Source organism: Pelosinus fermentans DSM 17108 (genome assembly GCF_000271485.2).
Lineage (GTDB): Bacteria > Bacillota > Negativicutes > DSM-13327 > DSM-13327 > Pelosinus > Pelosinus fermentans.
This window is the reverse complement of the sequence record NZ_AKVN02000001.1, coordinates 1111714-1131779: the sequence shown is the minus strand read 5'-3', so window position 1 is coordinate 1131779 and position 20066 is coordinate 1111714. Positions and strand designations below refer to the sequence as shown.

Here is a 20066-nt window from a genome sequence, read left to right as displayed (position 1 = left end):
TCTTCACTTTTTATTTTAGTACATTGGCTGCTTTTCTGATCACATCATACACCTGATCCTGGGCTTCAATAAAACCATTTAATCCAGTTTTTTTCATCACTGAAGCATGTGCAGATGTCCTATCGGTAGTTTCTATAAAAACCTGTTTAAGACTTGCCAACAATTGTTCATCAAGTCCAGGTCGCCCAGCAATAACATCTTTGGGTATCGCATCGGTTTGCTTTAATATTACCAAATTATGTACAGCAAGTCCATACTCTTTAGCAGTTTCTACAGCTTCTGAATAAGTAGCGCCTGCATCAACCGTACCATCCAGGACTGCATCAATGACCCGATTGTGACTGCCTAAGAAGACCGTCTCTGAGAAAAATGTTTCCGGATCTTTCCCCTGTTCTAATAACATGGCCTTTGGATATACGTATCCAGAGGCTGATTGTTTGTCAACAAAGGCAAAACGTTTACCTTGCAGACTATCTATCGACTGAAACGCTTTATCTTTACGAGCAATGATATAACCATGATAGGAAGCATTTTTGTTCACTACCGTAGTCACTAAAGGAGTAATCTCACCTTTATCTTTTGCAGAAACATAGGCAAAAGGAGAAAACCACCCTACATCAATTGTACCTTTCAATAAGGACCGCCCCAAAGAATCATAATCAGAAACGATAATGATTTTAGGTTCTAGTCCTAATTTCTTGGCAATCGCTTCTAATATCGGCGTATAATTTTCTTTAATTACTTGTGGCGCTGTAAATGGGTTAAAACCAAATACTAATTCTTTGCCGGTTTTAAAAATAGCGGCAACTTCTTGTATTTGATCTACAGCAGCTGTCATTTTTTTCGTTAATGCATATACTTCTTCAATATCATGTTCCTGCTGGCCAATACTTTTCAATGCTTCTTGCGTGCCAGCAGCAATTTCAACGGTAGCACTCCCAATACTCTCTACCGCTTGGGCCATTTGTTCTGTAGTCATTTGCTGGTCATTGGAAAGGCTGCACAATTTTTCTACTGTGCTTTCGATTTCGTTAACAGTATTCACTATTTCCTGCATACTCTCTGCAGATTTTCTTGCCAATTGCTCAATACCCTGAATTTTTTCCTTGCTGCCTTGCATATGTGCCGTAACATAGCTCGTACGATTGGTGATATCCCTCACTGTTTCTTCCACTTCATGAGTTACGGCTTCACTTTCACTAGCCAATTTGCGTACTTCTTCTGCCACAACGGCAAACCCCCGGCCTTGTTCTCCTGCACGGGCTGCCTCAATGGCTGCATTCAAAGCCAATAAGTTTGTTTGACTGGCAATCCCTTGAATTTTGCCGACAAAAGCACCAATCCGCTTTGATGCTACATTCAATTCTTCCATATCACGTACCGAAGTTTCCACTACCTGGGCTACTTCCAGCATGGTATTGCTTGCCTGTGTAATTTGCAGCTGATTATTCAGTGCTAATTGCGTGGAACTCTGGCACTGTTTTAAAGCTTGCTGGGAAGCATTTGCCACAACCGCTGCATTAGAAGCAATTTCTTCTACACCTGCAGAAGCCTCCTGGGCACTGCTTGCCGTGGTTTCACTTTCTTGGGCTATGGTATTGGACTGTTTGGTTAGCTTTTTTAATGCGGTGTTGCTATGCCCTGCAACCCAAGCCAACTGCTGGGATATAAAGGATAAATCTTCGGAAATACCGTACATATCCACCTGGGGCATCGATTGAGTTTGTTTTACAGAAGATTGGACCTGACTTCTCTCTATGTCTCCAGTCCGAGGCCAAGTTCTGATTAAAACGGCTGTTGAAACACCAGCCACTACCAAAACACTGACTATTGCTCCCAAATTCCCTATATACTCCACTAGAAATGGTGCTATTATACCAACGAGCATCACAATTATCAAGTGAAACAGACCTACTCTTTTCTGTATCATAAGGTTTTCCCTCCCATATGTGTATTCAGCATTTAGCAACTATGAATCAAACCGAATTCTACTGCAGGGCCAATTTTCACCCAACTATGATTTGCTGCATTAGGTATTAGCCACCAGGTAGAGAGTATTCAAGGAATTAAATCAAGAGTAATCCTATTTGTGATACGCTTCATAGGATTTACGCACTAATGTCAATGGGTGCAATGTCTTTACATTGGCTCCGTGGCCAATTTGCAAACGGCATGTTCCACATTCCGAAACAACGGTATCACGGCCACTATCCTTAATTGCTTTGAATAAGCCTGAGCCGATCTCCATGGAAATATCATATTTGTCGTCTTTAAAACCATAATTACCCGAAATACCGCAACAGCCAGCATCTGCATCCTGCACATCAAGCCCTGGAATTAAAGCTAACAACTCGACTCCTGGTAACCCCATACCTTGCGCTCTTAAATGACAAGGAGCATGATACATATATTTTTCATTTAATGTGCCAAAATTTGTATTCAAACGTCCTTGATCATGAAGATCCAGTAAAAATTCATCTGCATCATACAAATGTTTTGCATATTCTGCCACACCTTCAATATGGAACAGTTCCTGATATTCTTGTTTCAACATCAAACCGCAGCTGGTGCAGCAAGTAATGATCGGATATCCTTTATCTGTCCATTTCTTGAGGATTTGAACATTCTGTTTTGCATTTTCTTCTGCTTCATCCAAAAATCCGTTTACCACTAATGGAGAACCGCAGCAAACAAAATCCTCTTCTACAATCACTTCCAATTTATTCGCTTGCATAACTGCTACAAAATCCATACCAACTTGGGGATCGTTGTAATTAATAAAGCAGCCAGGATAAAATACAACCTTATCCGGGTAACTGGTTTGTTTCAGATTTTTAAATAATTTGCTAAAAGATTTTGATGCATATGCCGGCAATGGCGCCTTATCAGAGATACCGATCTTTTTCAATATACCCCGGCTCATTTTCATTCCAAAATTAGCCATACCTGGAGTAGCAGCACTCAATTTAGCCATTTTTTCGCCGTGAGATAAAATCCAATCCCGTAAGCTGCGTTTACGATTCTTAAAATATTTAGCTCGAGCTAACATATTAAGAGTTGAAATAGGAACGCCAGAAGGGCATGACATATCACAATTCTTACAATTAGAACAATACTCCAAGGAAGGTTCTATATCATCTTGTGATAATCTCATTCTTTCTAAGGTAGGACCAACCATTTTAGGCCCACGAAACTTCCGAGTCGCAGCTGTTACCGGGCAATTGGCAATACACACCGTACAAGCTGTACAGCTATCTGGATTATTATGATGTTTCTTCATTGTTTTTTTCTCCCCTTACACTGACATAGCCGCTTGATAACCTGACGCAATTGCTACACCATTCCCTGATTTCTCAAAGCTGAAATCATAGCCGCGCAGATTACGTCCCGCAACATAAACATTATTTAGTAGCACTTTGCCGTTGGCATCAAGAGGACGCATTTTTTCGTCAACATCTAAACCAAGTTTCGCAAAAGGCTGTGCTTCACTGGAGAATAAAGAATAATTCGCCCACAATTCATGATCCGTTGGAGCCTCTACAGGTAAATTGAAAATAGGCTCGATCACCTTACCTGGCTCTGCAAGCAGACCACCGCCATAGAAACCGCCATTTGCTAAAATAAAGGATTTAGCATAGTAGGTACGTTCCCGATCCACACCTTCTGTGATCACTGCCACGCATTTGCCGTCTTCCACAATGGATTTTGCTACAATAGCTTGTTCTACAATTCGTACGCCATTTTTTTTCAGATATCGTACTAACATGGTACGCAGGCGCAAACCAGTAATGGATGGAGGCACAGAAGCTGTTTCTATGAAATGACACCCTAAAGCTTTTTCTAATTTTTCTTTAACTGCATAATCCGGACGAGTCCCTAATACGGGCGGAATGATAACCACACTGCCGGAATCAATCACGTTACGCATCTTTTCAATGCAGCTTGCAAGACCTTCCTCTGTATCTAACCAACGAGCCACATCCAAAGCAGTAACATCCCGGCCTTCAGATAGTTTTGGATCAACCATCACGACTTCATACTCTTTTTGCGCAAATGCAGGAATCTTTTTAAAGTTTTTGGCGATTAAGCTAGGATAAAAATCCTTTAATGCATCAAATCCCAATACAGTTACTTTGTCTGCTTTTTTAAGTTCTGTCGTGTCCATTGTTTTGGGAACAAGACAAGTTGGTTTTAATGTACCAGCAGCAGTCGGTATCCATTGGGTTTTGTCTAGATTTCCAATATAGGAATATCCTTCTTGCTCGCAAATTTCTTTAAAGAAGCGAATCGATTCTTCGATTGCCGGGCGACCAATTTTTTTGTATGGATGACCTTCACCGACTTGCAGCAGCCCTGCACTTGGAGTAGCTGCCGGTATGCCGCCTTCCAAATATCCCATTACATCAACGATGCCGCCGCCAATGGTTAAGGTTCCCGAACCTAAAGACAATAGTGTTACTTTCTTGCCGCGTTTTGTCGCTGCAGCCGCCGCCATTAAACCTGCTAAGCCGCCGCCAATTACTACAATATCATATTCCCTCATTGTCAATCGCTCCATTTATGTTTAAAGTTCCTTCATAAATTCCCCGGGTCAGTTCCATTTCACGCATGACATTGCCCCACAAAATAGGACGAATCCCTTTCCAGCGGCCTTGCAGGAATTCTTTGAATAACACATTGGTATCTTTGCCCCATGACAATCCATTGGCATCCACTGCGCCTACACTGCGGAATGTGCAGAAAGCTCCCTGACAAGTTCCCATCCCCATACGAGTCTTACGACGAACATCGCTAATCATATAGCTGGTACTGTCAGCTGCCGCTTCTTCCACTTCAGCCATTGTTACATTTTCACACTCACACAATAATTGGCGTTTTTCCGGTTTTTCCTGTATACGGGCAATTACCTTTTCCAAGCCTTCTGAACCTAATCGTGAAGCAGCAAGTTCAGCACCATAAGCAGGAAAATACAAGCGAGCTTTTGCCATCAGTGCAGGAGAAGTATCCTCAACAAGATTTTCTACCGCTGTACGGCAAGGTGTTTTGACATTCAAGTAACCACATACTAGATCGGTTACCTTTTCTGCCATTAAGCGATAGGTAGTGAATTTCCCCCCTACTACGCTGACAAAACCCTTTAATCCGTCGTGTGCATGATCAAGAGTCACAAAACCACGAGATGCTCCACGGCCTGTTGCATTTGGATCCGCACTATACAGCGGCCTGGTTCCGGCAAAGGCTCTGAGCATGCGATAGCTTCTGATATCTTCAAATAAAGCTTCCCCAATATTCAAGAGTTCTACTACTTCTTTTGCGTTCGGCACCGTATCATCCGGCTTGTTTACTGATGCAGATGTGGTACCTAAAATCGTTATGGAGCCGTGGGGAACAAAAATGTCTCCGTCGGAAGCCGGACGCAAACGATTCACGATACGGCTGGTAATCCGATGATTAAAAGCAATTAAAGTTCCTCTGTCTGGCTGCACATTTACGTTAATCCCTGCCAAAGCAGCAATTTCTCCAGCCCAAGAGCCAGCAGCACTGACAATGAAATCACAAGCAATGTTACTGACTTCACCAGTTAATGTGTTGCGAACCTTAATGCCCACCACTTGATTATTACTTTGTTCGATACCTATAACGGTAGTGTAGGTTAGTACCCGTCCGCCATATTTGCGTGCCGATGCTACATTTTGCCAGACCATGCGAAAACCATCGATGGCCGCATCCGGCACCCGATATACAGACTTAATTTTGGGACTTAGATTGGGTTCTAAACGAAGAGCCTCCTCTACGGAAATGGGAATAGTAGGAATTCCTACTTTTGCGCATGCTTCCACCCATTTTCCTTCAAATGCCTCGTCATCTAAATGCGTGCGAGCAAAAAATCCTTCTGTTTGCTCTACACAATGTCTGCCAATTTTACGTAAAATTGTATTTTCCTCAATACATTCCTTGCCTGCCTCGGCATCTTTTACCGCATAACGACCACCGCTATGCAAAAGTCCATGATAACGCGAGCTGGTACCATAGGCTAAATCCTGCTGCTCAAGAAGAATTGCATCAACTCCCCGCATGCATAAATCACGCAGAATACCAACCCCTGTGGCACCGCCACCAATTACTACAACTGTCGTCTTTTGCATCTCAATCCCCCTTTTCTAAAGTAAATCCTTGAACCAAAACTTAGCTGCACCTGTGTTTTTAACCGCAGAGGCGCAGAGAACACAGAGAAAAATAGATAGATATAAAAAATACCCCTCAGTGCGCTCTGCGTCTCTGCGGTTATCCGTATTCTTTCCGCGCTTTTTCCCCAAATTTACAAACTCTATTGAGAATCAGGAAAAAGCAAATACGATCCCTTTGTATCCGTTTGATCGAACACAAAGGGATCTCTTATCTCAGCCCTTTAATAGCTATTAAATTGGATTTAGTCTTCCCAGTCCATAGCGCGCTTAACCGCTTTTTGCCAGCCTTTGTACAATGTTGCACTTTGGGCAGCATCCATGGTAGGCTCGAAACGATTGTCAAGCTGCCAAGTACTGATCAGCTCTTCTTTGGTTTTCCATACGCCAACAGCTAAACCTGCAAGATAAGCTGCACCAAGAGCAGTCGTTTCAGTCACTTTAGGACGATCCACTGGAACGCCTAAGATATCTGCCTGGAATTGCATTAACAAGTTATTAGCAACAGCGCCGCCATCTACTTTTAATGCCTGCAATTTAATGCCGGAATCAGCTTCCATGGCACTCAGTACGTCTTTTGTCTGGTAAGCCATAGAATCTAACGTCGCACGAACAACGTGAGATTTGCTGGTTCCACGGGTCAAACCAAGAATCGCACCGCGAGCTTTCATATCCCAATATGGAGCACCAAGACCAACAAAGGCAGGTACTACATATACGCCATCAGCATCTTTTACTTTTTTAGCAATATATTCAGAATCAGGAGCCGCTTCTATCAGTCTCAAACCATCGCGCAGCCACTGTACTGCCGAGCCAGCTACGAAGATGCTTCCTTCCAAAGCATAATCCACTTTACCATCAAGACCCCAAGCAATGGTAGTTAATAAGCCATTTTTAGATTCATATACTTTACTGCCTGTGTTCATCAGCATGAAGCAGCCAGTTCCATAGGTATTTTTTGCCATACCAGGCTGGAAGCAAGTTTGACCGAACAATGCAGCCTGCTGATCACCAGCAGCACCAGAAATAGGCACAGCAGCACCAAAGACAGCAACATCTGTTTGACCATATACCTCACTGGAAGATTTAACTTCTGGAAGTACACATGCCGGTACAGTTAAATACTCAAGAAGTTTTTCATCCCATTTTAATTCGCGAATGTTGTACATCAGCGTACGGGAAGCATTGGAGTAGTCAGTAACATGTACTTTTCCGCCAGTTAATTTCCAGATTAGCCAAGTATCAATGGTACCAAACAGCAATTCGCATTTTTCTGCTTTAGAGCGAGCACCTTCTACATGATCTAAAATCCATTTTACTTTGGTTCCAGAGAAATATGCATCTACAACCAAACCTGTTTTTTGTTTGAATTCAGCTTCCAAACCTTTGGCTTTTAAATCATTGCAGATATCCATTGTTTGGCGGGACTGCCATACAATTGCATTATAAATCGGTCTGCCAGTAGTTTTATCCCAAACCACTGCAGTTTCACGTTGATTGGTGATACCAATCGCGGAAATATCAGTAGCATTCAGACCAGCTTGCTGCACAACTTGCTTCATTACTTCAATTTGTGTGCTCCAGATTTCATCCGCATCATGCTCAACCCAACCAGCTTTAGGGAAAATTTGTGTAAATTCTTTTTGTGCTACTGCAATAATATTAGAATCTTGATCAAATATGATCGCTCTGTTACTTGTCGTACCTGCATCAAGGGCCATTACATATTTTTTTGTCATTTTAAAAGTCACTCCTTTAATATTTCAAGATCTTTAACCTCTTAATAATTTATCTTATACTTATGCTCTCCAAGATTTACTAAATAAATGTACTTTAAACAACTAACTTCAATATTAACTATTAAATAAGTCCAAGCGCTTTGGCAATTACATAAGCAGCGCCGCCACCAGCCATAGGAGCTACTACTGGTACCCAAGAATAAGCCCAGTCGGAACCACCTTTACCAGCGATAGGCAAAATAGCATGAGCAATACGAGGGCCAAGATCACGGCAAGGGTTCAAAGCATACCCAGTAGGACCGCAGAAACTCAAACCAACTGCCCAAACGCACAAACCGACCATATAAGTACCGAATCCACTAGGAAAACCATTAGGACCGGACACAAACTTGCTACCCATACTAAAGAATACTAAAAATAACATTGTACTTACCAAAAATTCGCAAAGCGCATTGGCACCATAACTACGAATCGCAGGGCTAGTGCAGAACACACCCAGTTTAGCACCTTTGTCCTCAGTAGCTTCCCAGTGAGGAAGGTATGCTAACCAAACCAGCGCACCAGCAAGAACACCACCAAGAATTTGCACTGCCATTATGCTGAGAGCAACAGGTACCGTATACAAGCCCATTAACATTTTATAAAAAGTAACCGCACAATTCAAATCACCAGTATTACCAATGGCAAGGGACACAGTTACACCTAATATTACCCCCATTGCCCATCCAGTATAAACTACAATAGGTCCACCACCATTACCTTTTGACTTATTCAATGATACGTTAGCTACAACACCGCAACCAAAAGCAAAGAAAATCGCAGATCCAATAAATTCACCTAATAATAAATTTGGCATTAGTCCAATTCCTCCTTAATTTTTCGAATAGAGTTTTTTCTTTTATTCACCAAACTCTCACCTTTTTATTTCCATAACCACCATCCTTTACCATTAAATATTTAGACAAAAAAGAGAACTCCATTCACGCCTCTATATATACATATTCAGAGGAATAAACGGACTTCTCTTTAATCTCTAGTCCAAAGTTATTTATTTTGAATCCCATAATAGAAAAAACAAATTCTACTTTAATTATATCTTCTACATCATATTGAAATCTCCTGCTAAATAGACTGAAAATTTTAACATTTTAAAACTAAATTTTTAGTTACTACTTTGTTGCAACATTCATGTATTTAAACTATCAAGCGGATTCTTTTTCTCTATGTTGTTATACTTCTACACAGCAGTTAAAACTCCTGCTAAATAAACTGAATTTATCATATTATTTAATAATTTTTTAAAATGTGTTTTTTATACGGTAATAATGGGCTTTATCTTTTTACTTGTCATTAACCATAATATCATCCCATAAATCCCGCCGACTGGTACTCACTGCCGAAATTCCTCTTTCTATCGCATTCTTCACATCTTCCTTTGTGCGTATTAAACCACCGGCTAAAATTGGCAGACCAGTTTCACGAACTAGTTCCTGTACTGCACTTTCAGGCACCGATCCAGGTAATATTTCAATGGCATCTGGTTTAAAATTACGCACTAAATTCAAACCGGTACGCAATGAATCTGAATCCATTAAGAATAAACGTTGTACCACAATCATTCCTTCATCCCGCGCAAATCGGCACAAATGGGATTTAGTTGTAATAATAGCGTGAATCCCTAGTCGTGCTAAGAATTTAATACCTGCTTTGTCTTTACCAATACCATCAAATAGATCTAAGTGCAGAACAATGCGTTTTTTATATTCATTTGCTTGGGAAATAAGAGTTGGCAATGTATTAATATCACCAAAAAGTAATACTACACTGGGAGAAACCGTATGGGTTAAAGCCACCTTAAAATCTTCCATAGAACGGGCCGACGGAATTACAGGGCCACTGGCTAAAAATTTAAGAACGTCCATTGTCATTTTTCCACTCCATTCATTTTTATTTATAATTACTTCATTACCATAAGCTCAGACTTTAGCAAAATGAAATTGAACAGTACTCTAAATTTCAAATTTCGAACGCAGTCACCCTCTAAAGATTTGAAGAACTGATCTAAAAAAACTACTATTTTTATTTAGATTATTAATTCTATGATGTTATAAATCTAACATTGTTTACAATATTAGATTTCATTGTCAATCACACAAAAAAAGTTTATCTCAGCAGTTTCGTCGCTTCATTATACCAAACAAAGAAATTTATTTCTATTATGAATCATCACTTTACAAAAAAATACTAAAAGTTTACTACTAATCACTAGACCGAACTTAAAGATTTCATCTGTATTCTGGTGTTAGCAAATCAAAAATTTTTAATTTTAAGGTTAATGGATTGAAATTTAGTTCGGTCTTTAAAGGGTAAGCAATGGAACATATACAATTATGAATCGTAAATCCAATAACCTTATATTGAGGAAAATTCTTATAATAACACATTATATAATGGTCGTTTAGTTCCATTTTTGAAATTGCAAAAATTTCAAATGGAGTCATTAATCCGGTTTTCAAAAGTTTGGAGAGTGCTTCTTTTGCTGTCCATAGCAACGTAAGACCTGCATCATACTCTATTGGCAAAGAGACAATCTTCTGTTTTTCCCACTCTGTTGCCTGCCCTTCCAAAGCTTCTCTTTGCTGACAATTAACAGTTTCAAGATCAATTCCCATAGGATGAGCTTCCGGAAAAGCAAGGGCTGCTCCAAGATCTCCCGAATGCGTAATACTAACCTTAATGTTTTGTCTATTGGAAACTACAATGGGCTGGTTAAAAATACCCGATCCGATTAAAATGTTTGTTAAATTCTCTTCACCATTTAGAGCACCAACTGCCTGTTTAGCCGCAAAACGTCCTATCAGATAACTTCTCATCCGCTTTTCAAATTTTAATGTATTGTAGTAATGGCGTTCTTGATCATGCAGATAAGGAAGCACTCCTTCATAATCGATTTTTTCAGATAAATAGCAGCAGCATAGATACGCTGTGTAGCTGCCTTCCGCTCTAATCAAGTCCAGCTTATCTATATAAACACGACTTCTCTTCAATCGCTTATACTCCCAATTCATTATTTTTTTACAAATTATCATCCTTCAACTCTTTTGATTTCCTCCCAAAAACACACCCGTATTTGGGAGGAAATCAGCTTTAACTATGCGCCCTTTTTAAACAGATGCTGAAACTTTTACCCCATCTACCAGCTGGGTGTCTTTTTGTCCAAATAACAGCATTTGCTTCATACACTTTTCCCACCATTGATCGTTCATCTGTGGAAAGTGAATGTCAAGATTTTGCAAGACCTTTTGAAGGTTCTCATTTTTCAGGCCCAAATCAGTAAAATAGTACTCAAATATTCTCGGACCGGAATCAAGTTTTGTAAAAAATCCTAACATGATCGTTTTCACTGGACTTTCCGCTAATTCGCTAATATAGCGTAAACAAGAATCCGCCCATTCATCAAAGGTCGTTTTTGTGAGCAAAGGATTTCTTCTCTCTAGATAGGTAAAAAAATCTCTGACTGGAAATGGCCGTATATGATTTAAATGATAAATTTTCCCGTAGCAGTCTTTTTGCTGACTCACTGTTAAAATTACTTTACTTACATAGTCAATGGGAACGATATCCATTACACCTTCATCCCAATCTGGAATTACTTTGACTTCACTAAAGATCTTTAAAAAATTATGCACCATATCTTCAGCAATTCCATATCCCGTCTGACTAGATCCAGTAATTTCTCCACATCGGAAAACGGTAACCGGAATCCCTCTTTCTTGAGCTTGCATGAGATGATGCTCTGAGACCCATTTAGACTGTGCATAACCACTAGTCAAATTCTTGCCTTGTTCCAGTAAAGTTTCCTCTTGATGTGCCGGCAATATGGCATCGCCATCCATCTGAGAGCAAACTGCAATAGTTGACGTAAAATGTATTGGTTTAACTTTTCCCTTTGCCGCAAATTCTATCATCGCTAAGGTACCATTCACATTCGCACTTTTCAGTGAATAATAATTTAATATATGGTTGGGAAGTGCGGCGCAATGATAAATCACATCAATGGAATGACTTAATTTGTCATATATCATTTCTTCTATTCCTAATTGGGGCATTGTTATATCTCCTAAAACAGGAATAATTCGGGAATGATAATCCGATTGCCACAATGCAAATTTATTTAAATTTTCTTGTAGACGCTGCAATCCTAAAGATGCTGATTCGGCGCGAACAAGGCAATAGACAGTTGCAGACGTCTGCTGTAGAATTTCATTGCACAGAAAAGCCCCTATTAGTCCAGTTGCTCCAGTCAAAAGGATGTTCTCCGGCAAGGAAGTATGCGTAAAGGAAGTTTTCTTCAATTTTAATGTTACGTTCATAGGTAGTTTTTTGTCCATTTCCCATGGTGATAGAGGAGTTGTATCCTGCTGGGATACTGCATCTAATTGACTGATAATGCTTTGCAGCGTAAATTCCGTAAAAAATTTTCTGCCGTCTAATTGGACACCTAGTTTCTGCCTTATCTTTTCCAGTATTTGAATCCCGGATATCGAGTCCATTCCAAATTCTCTTAATTGGCTCTGAGGATCAATTGCAACATTTGCAGGCAGCCCTAATGTATCCTGAACTAGTCTGGTAATATATTCCAAATTATCCTTCTGATTACTTTGAACAGGATTCTCATTTCCGGATTGTATATCTGCCTTTTCGATAATAACCGAAGATTTTTTTTCCTGTTGTGAAAAAATCTTATAATGATCCTTCGCAAAGGGATAGGTTGGCAAGCTGATTCGTTGGGGTTTCCTATCCTGATAGAGCAATTCCCATTCGATGGAAATCCCCTTACTCCATAGTTCTGCCACCTTTTTCATTTTTCCCTTTGTAATCCACTTATGAAGCAACTCGTCAAAATCATCATCTGTCCCAAATAACTGAGCAGCAATTCTTTGCTTAGTATCTCCGATAAAACAATTTTCAATATTTTCTGTTCCATTGATGAAGTTCGCCAGCTTTTCCATCAGCTCCTTTATGTCTTTGACAATAAAGGCGATTCTGGTTTCCATTGCTTCGCGCCCTACTTGAAAGGTATAGGCTACATCGGCTAAATGCAGGGCAGAATCCGCCGCTGACCCATCTCTTGCTTTTAGAAATAGAAGGAGCTTTCGAACATAATCATCAAGACGAGCTCTGTTTTTTGCTGATAAAGGCACTATATAAGGTAAATTTTCTTCTGGAAGAATCGCCTTTTCCCGCTTAGGAACATATTCCTCCAGGACTGCATGTGCATTAACCCCGCTAAATCCGTAGCCATTGATGCTGGCACGCCGAGGCAAACTGCTGCCATGAATATTCTTTAACGCACTCCACTCATAGTTGCCCGCGGCAATTTGAAACGGACTCCCTTCTAAAGAAATCTGATCGGATAAAGCAGTAAATCCAGCAATACCCGGAATTATCCGATTGCGCATGGCTGAAATGACTTTTATCAATGCAGCCATTCCTGAAGCCACTTCAGCATTGCCAATGCATGGCTTCAAACTGCTGATATGACATACGTGCTGATTTTGTACATGTTCTGAAGCTTGCCGTGCCACAAGTTCCTGATAACCTGCCTTCAATGCGTCAATTTCAATACCATCTCCTAAGAGAGAGGCAATCCCGTGAGCTTCGATGTAAGACACTGTCCGCGGGTCAATTTTTGCGGCTTGGTATGCCTGAATCATAGCCGCTTTCATTCCATTTGCATTTGGGGCAGTTAACGACATCCCTTTGCCGCCATGAGAAACCCCCGTTCCCTTCACGACTGCAAAAATTTGGTCCTTGTCTTTAATCGCTTGCTGCAAGGGTTTTATAATGAGTACGCCGACTCCTTCGCTCCTCGCATATCCATTAGCATCCGCCTGAAATGATCTTACCTTTCCGTCCGGGCTGAGATACCCCAATGAATCAAGACCAACAAATCCTAAAGGCGAAAGCAGTAAATTGACAGCACCTACAATGGCCTGTTCACATTCACCATTTTGAATAGCTTGTACTGCCCGGTGCAATGCAACAAGCGTGGAGGAACAAGCTGTATCGCAATATTCGCTGGGGCCTTGCAAATCTAAGGCATAGGAAATACGGGCAGGAAGCACTGTCGGCGTAGTAGATGTCAGTGCCAAACTGTTATTCTGCATCGACACCGAATCCGTATATTCACTGGGACATGCTGCGATAAAGACTCCCGTAGATTTCTTTGACATTTCTTTTGGGGTAATCCCTGCATCTTCCATGGCCCGCCAGACAAATGTCATGAGCATACGCTGTTTAGGATCCATGCTTTCAGCTTCTTTTGGCGAAATTTTAAAGAACAATGAATCAAACTCATCAATCTCAGTAATAAAGCCCCCCCATTTTATTTTGGTTTTATTGAATTCTTTGACAGAGTCTCCATAAAATTCCTGCCAGTCCCAGCGCTCTTTTGGAATCTCAGCAATACATTCCCTGCCTTCCGCAATATTTTCCCATAATTCATGCACATCTTCAGCCATAGGAAATTTACCGCTCATACCTACAATTGCTATAGAACCCTGCTGTTTTGTATCCTCAGCATTTTTTTCTCTCCTTCTAGCAAATCTGGTATTTTGGAATTTGGGACCCACTACTGCTTTTTCTGTAGAGTGCTTTTGCTCCACAGGCTGCCAAACAGCTTCTTCTTTATAGAATTCATCCATGATATTACGATAGTCAGTTACAAAATACTGGGTCAGTTTTTCAATCGTAGAATATCCAAAGAACAGTGTTGCTGTCACTTCAATTCCATAATGGCTGCGCAATAAGGCAGCAAGCTGCGCCAGACTAATGGAATCGAAGCCAAAGTCTGCCAGGTTGTCTTCTTTATCCAGCTTATTGAACGGAATCTTCAGCAATTGGCTGATATATTCTTTCAAGTCCCATTCAACACACTGTTCCAGATTTAAGCCTTTCATTTCTGGCCGTCTTCCTCTCGACGGTGAATTAAGGCTTACGAGGGAAAGAGAAACATCATCCTGAGTTAAGCCTAAAAATCGTTTTATCCGACTGGGCTGCCCCACTAATACTAACTGCTGGATTGTACTTTGGGACAGAATGCAGTCAAACATAACCGTACCTTCTTCGGCCTCTAAAAAACGCTGGCCGCTGGATTTTAAATAGAGCTTGCTGTTCTCTTCCTCACCGACTCCCATTCCTCCATCCTTCCATAGAGGCCAGTTTATCACCAGACTCTTGCCATATGCCTTTCCCTCCAGCTGCTTTTCCTGCCGATAGTGAGCATACGCCATCTGAAAACGATTGCCGATGGCATAGTCACAAGAACCAAAATCCCCTAGGATGGCAGAGGAAGAGGAAAAATAGCACATAAAATGAAGTGCCTCTTCCTGAAGCACTTCATCCAGCACCAGAGTGCCTTTAATTTTCGGTTCGATTATCGTCCTGAATCCTGCCAGGTCTTTTTCAAATAGACTTTGGCTGCCTGCCAGACCCGCTGCATGAATCACTCCATGAATCTTGCCATATTTTGCTTTCGCCTCTCCCAAAGCGGTTTTCATACTGCTTACATCGCAGCTGTCTGCCTGCAGGTATAGGGCATGGCTGCCTAGTGCTTCTAATTCCCTGATTTTTGCCTGCTTTTCCTCATCCAGGGCTGATCTGCCTGTTAGAATTAGATTTGCCCCATGGGTTTTGGCAAAGTGCCTGGCAAATAGAAAGCCCAGTCCTCCGCACCCTCCTGTTATGAGATAGGTTCCTCCTGCCTGTAAAAGGCTGCTGCCTGTCTCTAGAAACGTTTCCTGAATCTGGTATACATAGCGTTTTCCCCCTTGGTAGAAAACGCTTTGGAGTTTCTCGGTCTGCAGTTCTGACCAGAGTTTGGTCAGCCAATCTTCCATGGCCGCTTTCCGGTCTCGGACGCTTTTTTCTTGATACATCACAGCTACTTGCGTATTGGGCAGAACAAGCCCTAAAGAGCGTTCAAAACCAATCCAGGAATCCAGATAGCAGCGTTCCAGCCCTGTTTCAAACTGTGCTCCCAGCAAGACTCGTCCGGCTTTTAGTTTTACGGCAGCAATACTTTGCAGCAGATACACAATGACGGAATAGTCTTCAATACATGTGGCATCTTCTATTGACCACAGATAGAGCATCCCGTCTATCTCGCCGTACTCCTCCCGGATGCTTTGAAATGTCTGTTCATAGGCAGAGGGATCTTTGCGGGAAATGGAATAAATGATATGGGAGGATGCTGTATGATTTGGATGTTGAGAGATGAAGAGTATTCTTGTTTGCGGATCAAGGGTTTGAAGCTCTTCTGCTGCCTTGTTTTGATTGTCTGCATTGGACAGAAAACAAACCAGTGTTCTGATCTTAGCCGGACCACGATTTGACAAAGCTTTCTCCTGCCAGGTTTCTTCAAATGTCATCATTTCAAAAGCTTCCTGTTTTTTAGGAACTGCCAGGCTTTGTCTTGCCACCTCTACAGAATCGCCAAACGTGCTTTCTTCTGTATCCCCTTGCATTTCCAAACCTTTCATACGTATGCAAACCTTACCCTGGGTGTCGCACAGATCAATATCAAACTGTTGTAATGGATCAGCAGCAGCACTGCCTTCACTGTAACGAATCCAAGCCCACATGGCAGGCGAGCAAGGACCAAGAATTTCAAGTTCCTGCAAGGCAGCTGGCAGCATTAGCCTGCTGTCTTCTGAATTCAATGTGAAACCGATTGTCCCTTGCATCCCAGCATTCAGCAGGCTGGGATGCAGCATAAATTGCGGGTGGGTCTCTGCGATGCAGGAAGGTATCACCAGCTTTGCCAATACTTGCTCTCTTCCGACATATACAGCTTCTACTCCCTGGTATTCCGGACCATAATTATATCCGGCATTTCTCAATGCCTCATAATACTGACTGGCATTGAAATGATTCCTGCACTGCTCTTGAATAGCAGCCAAGTCCAATTCTATATTCTCTGCAGAAACTCCACTAAATACAGCAGTTCCTTGGCTGTATACGATCGTTTCTTCCTCTCTGCCTCCGGCCTGGCTATAGACTTCAAAGATAATTTCGCCGCTGTCCTCAGGTATTAGTCCAATATGTACTTCAAGCAAAGATTCATCTACACCAATAGGAAACATCCACCTGATATTGGTAAGCAAAATTTTCTGTCCCTCTTGTAGCCTTCCAGCAGCCTGCTGTAAAGCCTCTCGCACCATTTCAAGGCAGGCAGCCTCCGGCAGAGCTCTAAATCCTTTAACATGATTCACGAAGAAGGTTTCTTTCCCCGAGAATGTAGAGGTAAAACGCTGCTCTGCTAAATCCGATGTATTCTGATGAAGCAGAGGATGAAGCATTCGTGCATTTCCAGTACTGGTCAGAATAGGATTGGCAGCCGCTGTTTCAATTTCAGGTACCCAATATCTTTCTCTGGCAAAAGGATATGTGGGCAGACTGATTCTGCGAGGCCTTGCCTTTCCATATAACTTTTTCCAGTCAATGATTAGTCCTTTCACCCAAACCTCGAGAAGCTTCGTATATTTTCCTTTTCTCATCCAAGAATCAATCATAACTGCCATATCTTCATCCGGGCCTAAAGCAGCCAATATTTCCTTATTGTTCTTATTTTTCCCTCGGTACAAATTTTCGATATCCTCATCTCTTTCCAAAAAGCGACTCAATTTTTCTTCCAGCTCTTTAATAGAATTCACTGCAATCGCCAAACGTTCATCCATTGTTTCCCGGCCAATTTGCAGCGTATAAGCTATCTCCGCCAGATTTGCATCAAAGAACCCCACTTCCTTTATCATAAGCAGCAATTGTCTTACCTTTTCTAAAAGACGCTCTTCATTTTTGGCTGATAATACAATCATTGCTGGATGCTGCTGTGAAATCTGATGTATAACCGGATTTTGCTTCTCCGGGATATACTCTTCAATCACAACATGAGCATTTGATCCTCCCGCACCAAAAGATGAAATACCCGCAATTCTCGGCTGTTCTTCTGTTTTTCCATGTATGTTAATCAATGGTCTTTTCCATTCTGCAAGTTCTTGCTGAACAAAGAATGGCGTATTGTTAAAATCGATATTCGGGTTTAGTGTTTTGGAGTGCAATGATGGTACTAGCTGGCGATATTTAAGCTGCAGCAATACTTTAGTCACTCCTGCAATGCCGGCTGCACTTTCACAATGCCCAATATTTGATTTGGCAGATCCAATTGCACAAAATTGTTTGTCTCTGGTATGCTCTTTAAAAAATTTACTCAGTCCTGCGATTTCAATAGGATCTCCTAAAGAAGTTCCCGTACCGTGTGCTTCAATATAGCTGATCATTCTGGGGTTGATTCTAGTTTCAGCAAAAGCCTGATTAATAACCCGAGCTTGCGCATTGGGATTAGGAACTGTATAGCCATTCGTTTTCCCGCCATGATTGATTGCTGTTGCTTTAATAATTCCATATATATTATCACCATCAGCAATGGCTTGCGTCAGCGGTTTGAGCAGTACAGCGCCAACTCCTTCACCGGGTACATAGCCATCACCTCCCTGACCGAAGCTTTCACACCTTCCCTTGCTTGAAATAAACTTTCCTTGTCCCAGCATCAGATATTTGTTGGGATGAATTGAGACATTTACACCACCTGCAATTGCAAGTTCACATCCTCCTTGCTGCAAACTTTGGCATGCTAAATGAATTGCTGTCAAAGAAGAAGAACACATGGTGTCAATAGCCATACTAGGTCCATGAAAATTAAAGAAGTAGGATACTCGATTGGCAACCGACGATGGATTTCCGCTGAGAGCAATGGGCCTTCCCTGGATTTGTTCCTGAGCACCGTAGAGCTGATACTCTTCATACATCACTCCTACATAAACTCCTACGTTTCCTTCAATATTAAAATTCTCTTTTAATCCAAGGCTTTGCCTGGTATATCCTGCATCTTCCAGCGTTTCAAATACACATTGCAGAAACAATCGTTCCTGTGGATCAATAAATTGGGCTTCCCGCGGCGAAATATTAAAGAAGAGAGGGTCGAATTGGTCTACACCCTCTAAAAAACCACCCCATTTACTATAGGTTTTACCAAATTTATTCTTGTCTTCATCAAAATATAAACTATGATCCCAGCGATCTTTAGGAATTTCTGTGATACAATCCTTGCCATCCCGCAAGTTTCTCCAATATTCCTGAAGATTTCTTGCACCAGGATAACGTCCAGAAACGCCAATGATCGCAACATCCACCCCCGCTGCTGCTTTTTGCCGAATGCTGCCTTCACTAAACTCTGGAGGACGCAGCTTCCTGGAACTCCTAAACAATGAGTTTTTCTTTTCTGCACCAGTACTGCTGTCAGATTTAGCCGAAATGGCAGTCCCGTCTTCCACATTTAAAATTCTGATCAGCTCAGTGCGATAAGCGGCAAGGAAGTAGTCGGTTATCTGGTGGAGACTCTCGTATTCAAAAAATAATGTTTTTGGCAGAGAACCAAATATTTTTTCTAACTCATTGGTTAACTGCATAACCATAATCGAATCGATCCCGTATTTTTCCATTTGCGCATTTTCGTCTATTCGATGCACCGGAAGCTTAAGAACAGAAGATAATTGCTGCTTGAAATAACGTATTGCTTTTTCCTTCAGCAGCTCTTCTTCAAATTCTGTCATTACTTTGCTTTTCTCAGTTATGGGATGTGATAATTCTTTTGCTTGCATCTGGCCAGCAAGCATATCGCAATGTTCATTAACCAAGTATTCGGCAAAGCTCTGTATGGTTAATTGTGTATAAAATATGCTCGGAAGCAGTTCAAGCTTATAGTCCTGATTTAGCCGATCCGCTAATGCAGCCAGCATAACCTGATCCAGCCCGTTTTCATTCCACTGGGCCTCTAGATCAATATCTTCAATTGTTACCCTGGATAATTCAGATGCCATCTGCAGCAAAACAGTCTGTATTTCCTCTATCAGAGTAGCAGTCTTAGATAACGCATGATTTTCTAGGATGGGAAGTATGTGTTGCTGTGTATGCTTTGCTTTATACTCTTGAATCTGCTTTATCGCATCTTCTCGGCTTATTTTTTTATCTTTTATCTGCTTATATAAAGACGATAATTGACTCTCCATTTCTCTTTTTCTCC

The 20066-nt window shown here is 41.4% G+C and carries 9 protein-coding genes; all 9 read right to left on the bottom strand.

From position 1 onward, the window contains the following. Positions 1–10 precede the first annotated feature (10 nt). Positions 11–1930 (bottom strand): phosphate/phosphite/phosphonate ABC transporter substrate-binding protein, encoded by a 1920-nt coding sequence (gene phnD, locus FR7_RS04980; protein ID WP_007950370.1) that lies wholly within the window; start codon positions 1928–1930, stop codon positions 11–13. 153 nt (positions 1931–2083) lie between these two features. Next, positions 2084–3280, bottom strand: a complete 1197-nt coding sequence (locus FR7_RS04975; protein ID WP_007950366.1) for an anaerobic glycerol-3-phosphate dehydrogenase subunit C — start codon at positions 3278–3280, stop codon at positions 2084–2086. Positions 3281–3295: 15 nt separating this feature from the next. Next, the gene (gene glpB / locus FR7_RS04970) at positions 3296–4543 is read right to left on the bottom strand and encodes an anaerobic glycerol-3-phosphate dehydrogenase subunit GlpB (protein WP_007950365.1); all 1248 of its coding nucleotides are present in this window, start codon (positions 4541–4543) and stop codon (positions 3296–3298) included. Continuing rightward, positions 4530–6146: an anaerobic glycerol-3-phosphate dehydrogenase subunit GlpA gene (glpA, locus tag FR7_RS04965; protein WP_007950364.1), complete on the bottom strand. Its 1617-nt coding sequence runs from the start codon at positions 6144–6146 to the stop codon at positions 4530–4532. The genes glpB and glpA overlap by 14 nt, the downstream gene beginning before the upstream one ends. A 284-nt stretch (positions 6147–6430) precedes the next feature. Beyond that, complete coding sequence (glpK, locus tag FR7_RS04960) at positions 6431–7924, bottom strand: glycerol kinase GlpK (protein ID WP_007950363.1); 1494 nt, start codon at positions 7922–7924, stop codon at positions 6431–6433. 121 nt (positions 7925–8045) lie between these two features. Next, positions 8046–8780 carry an MIP/aquaporin family protein gene (locus FR7_RS04955; protein ID WP_007950362.1) on the bottom strand — a complete coding sequence of 245 codons (735 nt, stop codon included), beginning with the start codon at positions 8778–8780 and terminating at the stop codon, positions 8046–8048. Between the two features lie 484 nt (positions 8781–9264). After that, the gene (locus FR7_RS04950) at positions 9265–9852 is read right to left on the bottom strand and encodes a glycerol-3-phosphate responsive antiterminator (RefSeq protein WP_007950361.1); all 588 of its coding nucleotides are present in this window, start codon (positions 9850–9852) and stop codon (positions 9265–9267) included. Positions 9853–10209: 357 nt separating this feature from the next. Next, entirely contained in the window at positions 10210–10971 is a 762-nt protein-coding gene (locus tag FR7_RS04945) for a 4'-phosphopantetheinyl transferase family protein (RefSeq protein WP_007950360.1), read from the bottom strand. Positions 10972–11088: 117 nt separating this feature from the next. Then, complete coding sequence (locus FR7_RS04940; protein ID WP_064448905.1) at positions 11089–20052, bottom strand: thioester reductase domain-containing protein; 8964 nt, start codon at positions 20050–20052, stop codon at positions 11089–11091. Between the last annotated feature and the right edge of the window lie 14 nt (positions 20053–20066).

What these genes read in the sequence shown, in the direction of transcription:
- phnD (WP_007950370.1), bottom strand. Translation starts at nt 1,930, where the DNA reads ATGATACAGAAAAGAGTAGGTCTGTTTCACTTGATAATTGTGATGCTC.
- FR7_RS04975 (WP_007950366.1), bottom strand. Translation starts at nt 3,280, where the DNA reads ATGAAGAAACATCATAATAATCCAGATAGCTGTACAGCTTGTACGGTG.
- glpB (WP_007950365.1), bottom strand. Translation starts at nt 4,543, where the DNA reads ATGAGGGAATATGATATTGTAGTAATTGGCGGCGGCTTAGCAGGTTTA.
- glpA (WP_007950364.1), bottom strand. Translation starts at nt 6,146, where the DNA reads ATGCAAAAGACGACAGTTGTAGTAATTGGTGGCGGTGCCACAGGGGTT.
- glpK (WP_007950363.1), bottom strand. Translation starts at nt 7,924, where the DNA reads ATGACAAAAAAATATGTAATGGCCCTTGATGCAGGTACGACAAGTAAC.
- FR7_RS04955 (WP_007950362.1), bottom strand. Translation starts at nt 8,780, where the DNA reads ATGCCAAATTTATTATTAGGTGAATTTATTGGATCTGCGATTTTCTTT.
- FR7_RS04950 (WP_007950361.1), bottom strand. Translation starts at nt 9,852, where the DNA reads ATGACAATGGACGTTCTTAAATTTTTAGCCAGTGGCCCTGTAATTCCG.
- FR7_RS04940 (WP_064448905.1), bottom strand. Translation starts at nt 20,052, where the DNA reads ATGGAGAGTCAATTATCGTCTTTATATAAGCAGATAAAAGATAAAAAA.